Genomic DNA, 8,858 nt, shown 5'->3' on the forward strand with positions numbered 1-8,858 from the left:
CGATCCCTACGATACGTTCTCACCGGGTTCGGTGAAGCATCCCTTAAGACCTTTCTTCCGCTGGTGGTTCCCCCGCAAGTTGCGGCGGATCTGTGCGGGCGCAACTGCGGCAGCTTACGTCACCGAATCGGCTCTGCAACAGCGCTATCCACCTGCAAAAGAAGCTTTTTCCACCCACTATTCCAGCGTTGAGTTGCCCGTTGAGGCTTTTGTCCCCGTTCCTCGTTATCCCAAGTCGGAGATGCAGTCTTTGACCCTGATTACCGTCGGCACGATGGATCAACTTTACAAAGCGCCAGATGTGCTGCTTTATGCAGTTGCTGCTTGCGTGCGCGGGGGATTAGACCTGAAGTTGGTTTTGCTGGGGGATGGAAAGCACCGAGGGGAACTGGAGTCACTCGCCGCCAAGCTGGATTTGGCAGAGCGGGTGCGGTTCCTGGGGGATGTGACTGCGGGGGAAGGTGTGCGTACCCAGTTGGATCGAGCGGATTTGTTTGTTTTACCATCCCATCAAGAAGGTTTGCCGCGAGCAGCGATCGAGGCGATGGCGCGATCGCTTCCTTGCATTGGCTCCACCGTGGGCGGCTTCCCCGAACTGCTACCGCCAGAAGATCTCGTGCCGCCCGGTAATGTACCCGCTTTGGCAAGCAAAATTCGCCAGGTCGTCACCGATCCGCAACGCATGGCGAGCATGTCGGCTCGCAATTTGGAGAAGTCCAAAGAGTACAGAGATGAGCTACTGCAGAAGCGCCGCATCGCATTTTACCGCTATCTACGAGAAAATACTGAGGCATGGCTGAAACAAAAAACTAGAACTTGTTTACCCCAAATCGACTTACGCAAATCACCTTTGTTTCTATGACAAGAAACCCGGTTTCTAGGTGAGTCGTTTACCGCAAATCAGCGTTACCGAATCGAATGTTTTATGAACAAACTTCTAGTAATTAGTGCGGTTCCCATTGCCCTCCGCGCCTTTTTGCTTCCCTTTGCCCATCATTTCCGTGCCAAGGGGTGGCGAGTGGATGCGATCGCAAACGGCGTTTCCACTTGTCCTGAATGTTTGGCGGCTTTCGATCGCGTCTGGGATGTAGAATTGGGTCGCAGTCCCCTAGATGCGAAAAATTTACTGACTGCGCCGCCAAGAATTAGAGAAATTGTCGCGCAGCAGCAATACGATATCGTCCACGCCCACATGGCAGTCGCGGGTTTTGTTACCCGATATGCCCTCAAAGATTTGAGAAAGCAAGCGACACCCAAAATAATTTATACCGCTCACGGCTTTAACTTCTACAAAGGGGAAATGCCGCTGAAAAATGCCATCTTTTTGACCCTAGAAAAACTCGCAGGTCTTTGGACTGATTATTTAGTCGTTATTAACCGCGAAGATGAAGCAGCGGCGAAACGCTACCAGATCGTTCCACCTGACCGAGTCCGCTACATGCCCGGAATTGGAGTAGATATTGAACGCTACAATCCCGATGTCATTTCTGCATCTGAAGTGGCACAAGTGCTGCAAGAATTAAACCTCGCACCGGCAACTTCTCTGTTTCTATGCATCGCCGAATTCACTCCCCGTAAGCGCCATCGAGATCTGTTAAAAGCATTTGCCAAAGTTGCCAGATCGAATACTTGCTTGGCGTTTGCCGGAGAGGGTGCTTTGCAAGCAGAAATGCAGCAGTTAGCCGACCAATTAGGCGTGCAAGATCGCGTTCGTTTTTTGGGTTTCCGACGGGATATTCCAACTTTGATCCGCGCTGCTGTTGCTACCATCTTGGTTTCCGAAGCCGAGGGATTACCCAGAAGTATCATGGAATCTTTGTGCTTGGAAACTCCAGCAATCGGCACAGATATTAGAGGCATTCGCGAATTGCTAGAACCGGGTTGCGGTCTTCTAGTTCCGGTGGGAGATGTAGAAGAAATTGCCAAAGCAATGGCCTGGATTTTAGACCATCCCCAAGAAGCCAAAGCGATGGGCAAGCGCGGACGGGAATTAATGGCAGCTTACGACCTGCGGCAGATTTTAAATCTGCACGAAACTTTGTATGCTGAAGCGCTAGTTCCTGCACCATCAGTCACGATTCGCGAGTCATTAATAATGGGTAATTAATTACCCATGAAGCATATAAATTTTTGTCGCAAATTGCCAAATTGGCAGCCAAAATAAATCGAATTAGTTTTTCATGAAGTTAGATGTGATTTGAGTTTTAACGCTGCAGGAATAACTAATCAAAATCAGTTTTGTACAGGGGAGGCATCTGCCATGAATTCTGAAGTTTATGTAGGCAATCTTTCGTCTATTTCTACCGAGCGATTGGCTGAAGTTTGGACGGATGAAACGTGGGAAACCGCTGAAAAAGCTTATCTTGCTAGACAAAAAGGCATGAGAATGCAACTGATGTTTAAGCGCAACTTAGATGTGGCGATCGCCAGCCTCGCACTCCTGCTTTTATCCCCTCTTTTGCTAGGAATTGCTTTAGCAGTTCGGCTGAGTTCCCCCGGCCCCATTTTATTCTGCCAAGAAAGATTAGGAAAGTTAGGCAAACCATTTACTATCTACAAATTCCGCACGATGGTCGATGGTGCGGTTAATATCGGTATTGGTTTAGGAACGTTCAAAGGCGATCCTCGCGTCACAAAGGTTGGCAAGTTCTTACGGGAATATCATCTCGACGAATTGCCACAGCTTTTCAACGTTCTCCGAGGCGACATGAGTTTAGTAGGCCCTCGACCGCTGTTAGTTTCGTCGCTAAAAACCTATAACGATGTGCAAAAACGGCGCTTATTAATGCCGCCGGGAGTTACAGCTTGGGAAGCTGTTAATGGCGGTTTAGAAAACAGTTTAGAAGCACGACTGAACCTAGACGTTTGGTATGTAGAACGCTGGAATTTTTGGTTAGATTGGGTCATTCTTTTCCGAACCATTCCGGTTGTCCTCCGCAAAGAAGGCGTCTATGCCAAATAAAGGCAGGACTTAGGCAAAGAAACCGGGTTTCTAGGAAAAAGATCCCACCAAGAAACCCGGTTTCTGTAACCATTAGCAATTAGCCATTAGCAATGAGCCATTATGAAAATCGCAGTCATACACCAACCCCAATATTTACCCTACCTGGGTTTCTTTCACAAGCTCTACCATTCCGACGTTTTTGTGGTAATGGATAGCGTGCAATTTGAGCGGCGCGGTATCCAACACCGCAACAAAATCAAAACCAACAAAGGGGAACAATGGCTAACCGTACCTGTATTCCATTCCTCTAGAGAAGAAGAGCGAATCGACCAAGTGCAAATAGATTCAGAGCTTCCTTGGTCGCGCAAGCATTGGCAGACGCTTTTGACGAATTATTCCCCGGCTCCCTATTTTGAGAAATACGCCGATCAACTCCAAGAATTACTAGCCAAAGAATGGAATCATCTCTGCGAACTCGACATGGCACTCATTCAATGGGTGATGGAAATATTGGGGATTGATAAGCCCATTTTTTACTTATCTTCCTTGGGAGTAGAAGGCAGTAAAAGCTCACTCCTGATCGATGCTTGTAAGGCAGTAGGAGCAGATACTTATCTATCTGGTTCCGGCGGCAAAAGATATATGGATATGTCAGCTTTTGCAGCGGCTGGTATCGCCACAATCTGGCAAGAGTTTAACTCGCCATCCTACGTTCAACTGTTTCCAGAACTGGGATTTTTGCCCAATCTGTCAATTCTCGATACTCTGTTCTGCTGTGGACCAGAAACGCACAAATTCTTAGAGTTGAATTGAGCTAGCAAGAGGAAAGCTATGAAAGATAAGATACTCGTTATTGCGCCGCATACGGATGATGAAGTTCTCGGCGTTGGGGGAACAATGGCGAGGTATGCGGATCTTGGGGCAGAAGTTTGTGTAGCAATTATGACACAAGGCTATAGCGCCGAAGAAATTGAATGCGATCGCCGAGAAGCATTGGCATCACATCAGCTACTAGGTGTCAAGCAAACTATATTCCTTCCCCTACCAGCGGCGAATCTAGACAGCATTCCCCACCGGGACATCAATCGTCATCTGAACGAAGTTATCCAAAACATCCAGCCAGAAATTCTTTATATTCCTTTCACTGGCGATCTTCACGTAGATCATCAAAGGGTTTTCTTATCAGCTTTAGTCGCAGCCAGACCCAATCGCCCTGGTGCGCCGCGAGCAATTTATGCTTACGAAACCCTTTCAGAAACTAATTGGAATGCTCCTTATTTAGCACCCAATTTTGTCCCGAATGTTTTTGTGGATATTTCCGATTATCTGGAAATGAAAATTCAAGCCATGCAACTCTATGCTTCTCAGATTAAACCTTTTCCTAACGAACGTTCGGAGGAATCTTTACGAGCTTTGGCAACATTAAGAGGTAGTACCGTAAGCTGTTTTGCCGCCGAGGCTTTTGTTCTCGTGCGAGAAATCGTTTAAGCAGACAACATGCGTTCGTAGTCAGGACTTTAGTCCTCTATCATCCAGCTTTAAGGACTAAAGTCCTTACTACAAACCAAAGAAGCTAATCCTTGAGGGTTAATATGACAATCGCAGAATTTATTTCTCCCCAAGATTCGAGATGGGAACGCCATTTAATGTTAACTCGGCACGATTTTTACCATATTCCAGAATATGTTTCCTTAACTGCCAAGCATGAGAAAGGGACACCTGTTGCGTTCTATGCAGAAATAGGACAAGCGGCATTTTTGGTGCCTCTGTTAATTCGGAAGATTCCGGCAAGTCTCGGCGTCCCCGATGATTGGTACGATGCTACAACACCTTACGGCTACCCAGCACCGCTGTTAATTGGGCCCGATAATCCAGATTATTTAGAGAAGTTTCTGGAGTCTTTTCGAGAAATTGGAGCGAAATACGGAATTATTACTGCTTTCTTCCGCCTGCATCCTTTGCTCAGCCTTCCTCTGGAAACATTAGCCAAGTACGGCACGCTGGTGCAACACGGTCAAACTGTTTATATCGATCTTTCTTTGTCAATTGAAGAGATTGAGGCGCAGATCAGAAAAGATCACAAAAAAGATATTCGCAAGCTGATGCGTGAGGGATTTCACGCGAAGATAAATGATTGGAGTTTCTATGAAGAATTCGTCGCTATCTATCGTAAAACTATGCAGCGGCTGTCAGCCAGTGAATTTTACCTGTTTTCCGAAAGTTACTTCGCAGATTTACGATCGAGTTTAGGCGATCGCTTAAATTTCTGTACCATTCTTTCGACCTCAGGCGAAGTCGCCTCTGGGATATTATTTACTGCCATAAATGGCATCGTCCAAACCTATCTTTCCGGAACTTCTGACAAGTATTTTTGCCAAGCGCCATCAAAGTTAGAAATTGACGCCATCACCCGTTGGGCTAAAGAAAATGGTAATTCCGTTTTACATTTAGGCGGCGGATTGGGTGCCCGCTCCGACTCTTTGTTTTACTTTAAGAGTGGCTTCTCTAATTTCAGAGCGAATTTCCATACCTATCGAATGATTTTGTCCGAGGAAAAATATGCAAAACTTATGCATATTTGCGAAACTAATTACGGGTCTGTAGGCGATTGTCACGATTTTTTCCCCGCCTATCGAAATCCCTATTTCTATAAAACAGCTTGAATAATCAGAAGGTGATTTTAATGCTAGCCCATCAAAACTTAGGGCGGGCAGGATGCCCACCCCACAAAACCAGAAAAATTCTTGTGGGGTGGGCGTCCCGCCCGCCCTTCAAATGGTCTGAAAATAACTTTTGCCAGATGTCTAATAAACAACGAAGTCCAGAACCCCGACTTCTCAAAGAAGTCGGGATTCTAGCATTCACCTGTCATTCTATTTACTCTGGCTTTCCTCCAACTTTTTATTCACCAGCTTTTGTAAAGCATCCGTATTATCTCTGATGTCTGAAAGTTGGTGCTTTGCTTCCTCCTTATCTAGGAAACCTGTAATCACTTCCCTGGAGAGTAAGTTTAATTCTGGATGATAGCCGAGTCGTTTGTAAACAGAATATTCTACTAATCCAGGCAGCACGCAATTAGTGCTGTTGCCGTGAATTTTCACAGTTGACCACCCGATATCATCGAGCATTTTGTAGACAGCTTTTTCGGTCAATTGCAAAGCAAAAGGCAGGGATAACATCTGCAATTGCTGACCCGATGCTTCATGTTTTACCCACCGCACAGAACGGACTTGCGGCTCAATCCAATGCCACCAATTGCGCCCAAAAATGATGCGGTTGATGCGGTTTTCGATACAGTATTGCTGAATTTCCTTATGAAACATGTCCCCGCATTTATAGCAAGGGTAACCGTTCTTAAAATTGTTGTCCATCATATCTTTGACATAGGGAGCCAGGTCAATATTCAGAACAACTAATTCCACACCCAACTTGTCGCAGAGTTTTCGACCGTTATCAACGACTTGATCGGGGATAAATCCGTTTTGAACTAAAACTGCGACAACATTTAACCCCAATCGTTCCCGTGCCAGGTAAAGAGACACCGCGCTATCTTTCCCGCCAGAGAATCCCACTACTGCATCTATATTAGAACCAGCCTCTCTCGGTGTATTGAGAAAGGTTTCTAGTTCGCTGTTGAGAATTTCAATTTTGAAATTCTTTTTGTAGGTCATGCACATGTTACATACGCCATCAGAACCGATATATATATTCGGGATGCGCGTATCGAATAAACATTCTTTGCATTCTACAGGCTTGATAAAGGGATTCTGCCCCGTATTGACCCAAGTCTTTATTTGATTCTGCAAATGTATCCTCCGCGCCCGTAAATTGTAATTCTCCCGGTTAGCGGAGACATTACACTGGTAGGGAGAGTAATCTGAACGCAGAAATTTAGGCAGCAAAGATTTGAAACCTTCCATGAAAGCATGTTTACCTGTCATAGCTCTCTCCTCTAAATATGAAGTTTATCTGGAAAGGTTTTCTCAGTTGTTTCTTAAGGTCTCTGGTTTTATCTTCCCCTTTACTTGAGATCAGGCATTTTTTTAACTAACCCAAGTTGCTAGTTATCTCAAAACACTGGCTCATGGCTAATGGCTAATGGCTAATCTCAAGCAAAATGCTATATTAACTAGCTCTCGCCATCAGCAATTAGCAATTAGCAATTAGCAATTAGCAACTTGCGTTAACTAGCAATTTGGTTCCAATAATATAGAGGCCCTATCTCTCTGATTAAAAACCAATCTAATCTAAATTTGTTGCCAATTTGCCTGGGTTTACAAAAAGTTACATAATCATGGTTGGTTGAGGTGATTTACTGAGTTTTTTTTGCTAAATTAATATTAGAAATTTCTGGATCTAAGCGATTGATAAAACCTATCCTGCTCTCAACACCTCACATGGGCGATCGCGAACTAGCATTCGTCAAAGAAGCGTTCGACACCAACTGGATCGCCCCCGTTGGCCCCCATGTAGACGCTTTTGAGCAAGAATTCTGTCAGGTAGTCGGTGCTAGTCACGCGGCGGCTGTTACTTCTGGCACAGCGGCTTTGCATTTAGCTTTAAGATTAATTGGCGTTGAGTCGGGAGATGAGGTTTTTTGCTCGACGCTGACGTTTATTGCGAGTGCAAGTCCGATTACTTACTTAGGAGCAAAACCAGTTTTTGTGGATAGCGATCGCACCACGTGGAACATCAACCCCGATTTGTTGCGAGAATCACTGGATAAACGCGCCAAAGTTGGTAAATTACCCAAAGCGGTAGTTATCGTCCATTTATACGGTCAAAGCGCCGATATTGACCCAATTTTAGCCGCTTGCAACGCTTATGAAATTCCCCTGATTGAAGATGCTGCCGAATCTTTAGGCGCGACTTACAAAAATCGTTCCCCTGGCACCTTCGGAAAAATCGGAATTTACTCATTTAACGGCAATAAAATTATCACCACCTCCGGCGGCGGCATGTTAGTTTCAGAAGATGAAACTTTAATCCAAAAAGCCCGCTTTCTGGCAACTCAAGCGCGCGATCGCGCCCCCCATTATCAGCATTCTGAAATTGGCTACAATTATCGTCTCAGCAACGTTTTGGCGGGAATTGGTCGCGGTCAATTGCAAGTTTTAGAAGACCGAGTACAAGCTAGACGACGCAATTTTGAGGTTTATCAACAAGCTTTGGGAAACTTGCCGGGAATCGAATTTATGCCTGAAGCTAATTTTGGACGCGCAACTCGCTGGTTAACTTGCCTGACAATTGACCCAGATGCTTTTGGTGCAGATCGAGAACAAGTCCGCCTAGCACTTTCCCAACAGCAAATAGAAGCGCGTCCAGTTTGGAAACCCTTGCACCTGCAACCTGTTTTTGCCGAATGCGAGTGCATTGGGGGAGCGATCGCAGAAGATTTATTTAAGCATGGCATCTGCCTGCCTTCTGGATCTAATTTAACTAGAGAAGATTTAGAGAGAGTAATCGGCGCTGTAACCGCAATTTATCGGAAAAAGTAGGGGCACGGCATCATAAATCTGTCGGTTAATTTAAAATGTTAATCTTGCCGTGCCCCTACCACCAACGATTAATCTGTCGGCGGGGCACGGCACAATAAATCTATCGCTGATGGCAAAATTAATCTTGCCGTGCCCCTACCACCAACGATTAATCGGTCGGCGGGACAAGGCACGATCGATCTGTCGGTGATTGGAAAATGTTAATCCTGCCGTGCCCCTACCACCAACGATTAATCGGTCGGCGGGACAAGGCACGATCGATCTGTCGGTGATTGGAAAATGTTAATCCTGCCGTGTCCCTACCACCGACGATTAATCTGTCGGCGGGGCACGGCACAATAAATCTATCGCTGATGGCAAAATTAATCTTGCCGTGCCCCTACCACCAACGATTAATCGGTCGGCGGGACAAGGCA

At 45.8% G+C, this 8,858-nt stretch carries 8 protein-coding genes; 7 read left to right on the forward strand and 1 reads right to left on the reverse strand.

Annotated elements, in window-relative coordinates; genetic code table 11:
• The 6 genes from ACE1CM_RS16155 to ACE1CM_RS16180 form a co-directional block, all read left to right on the forward strand.
• The coding region (locus tag ACE1CM_RS16155; protein ID WP_374878536.1) for a glycosyltransferase family 4 protein at positions 1 to 862 on the forward strand (862 nt) is incomplete at its 5' end.
• 63 nt (positions 863 to 925) lie between these two features.
• Complete coding sequence (locus ACE1CM_RS16160) at positions 926 to 2,107, forward strand: glycosyltransferase family 4 protein (RefSeq protein ID WP_374878537.1); 1,182 nt, start codon at positions 926 to 928, stop codon at positions 2,105 to 2,107.
• 153 nt (positions 2,108 to 2,260) lie between these two features.
• Positions 2,261 to 2,962 (forward strand): sugar transferase, encoded by a 702-nt coding sequence (locus ACE1CM_RS16165; protein ID WP_374878538.1) that lies wholly within the window; start codon positions 2,261 to 2,263, stop codon positions 2,960 to 2,962.
• Positions 2,963 to 3,064: 102 nt separating this feature from the next.
• Positions 3,065 to 3,757: a WbqC family protein gene (locus tag ACE1CM_RS16170; protein WP_374878539.1), complete on the forward strand. Its 693-nt coding sequence runs from the start codon at positions 3,065 to 3,067 to the stop codon at positions 3,755 to 3,757.
• Positions 3,758 to 3,775: 18 nt separating this feature from the next.
• The gene (locus ACE1CM_RS16175; protein WP_374878540.1) at positions 3,776 to 4,432 is read left to right on the forward strand and encodes a PIG-L deacetylase family protein; all 657 of its coding nucleotides are present in this window, start codon (positions 3,776 to 3,778) and stop codon (positions 4,430 to 4,432) included.
• A 104-nt stretch (positions 4,433 to 4,536) separates the two neighbouring features.
• Complete coding sequence (locus tag ACE1CM_RS16180) at positions 4,537 to 5,607, forward strand: GNAT family N-acetyltransferase (protein ID WP_374878541.1); 1,071 nt, start codon at positions 4,537 to 4,539, stop codon at positions 5,605 to 5,607.
• A 210-nt stretch (positions 5,608 to 5,817) separates the two neighbouring features.
• Here the strand turns inward: ACE1CM_RS16180 and ACE1CM_RS16185 are convergent, their stop codons facing one another.
• Positions 5,818 to 6,885: a hypothetical protein gene (locus tag ACE1CM_RS16185; RefSeq protein ID WP_374878542.1), complete on the reverse strand. Its 1,068-nt coding sequence runs from the start codon at positions 6,883 to 6,885 to the stop codon at positions 5,818 to 5,820.
• Between the two features lie 423 nt (positions 6,886 to 7,308).
• On the opposite strand from ACE1CM_RS16185, the gene ACE1CM_RS16190 reads away from it, so the two are divergent.
• The gene (locus tag ACE1CM_RS16190) at positions 7,309 to 8,442 is read left to right on the forward strand and encodes an aminotransferase class I/II-fold pyridoxal phosphate-dependent enzyme (protein WP_374878543.1); all 1,134 of its coding nucleotides are present in this window, start codon (positions 7,309 to 7,311) and stop codon (positions 8,440 to 8,442) included.
• The last annotated feature ends 416 nt before the right edge of the window (positions 8,443 to 8,858 follow it).

Origin of the sequence: Microseira sp. BLCC-F43, assembly GCF_041929235.1 — a bacterium.
Taxonomy (GTDB): domain Bacteria; phylum Cyanobacteriota; class Cyanobacteriia; order Cyanobacteriales; family Aerosakkonemataceae; genus Microseira.

Excerpts from the sequence above, each read along its gene's own strand:
- ACE1CM_RS16160 (WP_374878537.1), top strand. The coding sequence starts at position 926 with ATGAACAAACTTCTAGTAATTAGTGCGGTTCCCATTGCCCTCCGCGCC.
- ACE1CM_RS16165 (WP_374878538.1), top strand. The coding sequence starts at position 2,261 with ATGAATTCTGAAGTTTATGTAGGCAATCTTTCGTCTATTTCTACCGAG.
- ACE1CM_RS16170 (WP_374878539.1), top strand. The coding sequence starts at position 3,065 with ATGAAAATCGCAGTCATACACCAACCCCAATATTTACCCTACCTGGGT.
- ACE1CM_RS16175 (WP_374878540.1), top strand. The coding sequence starts at position 3,776 with ATGAAAGATAAGATACTCGTTATTGCGCCGCATACGGATGATGAAGTT.
- ACE1CM_RS16180 (WP_374878541.1), top strand. The coding sequence starts at position 4,537 with ATGACAATCGCAGAATTTATTTCTCCCCAAGATTCGAGATGGGAACGC.
- ACE1CM_RS16185 (WP_374878542.1), bottom strand. The coding sequence starts at position 6,885 with ATGACAGGTAAACATGCTTTCATGGAAGGTTTCAAATCTTTGCTGCCT.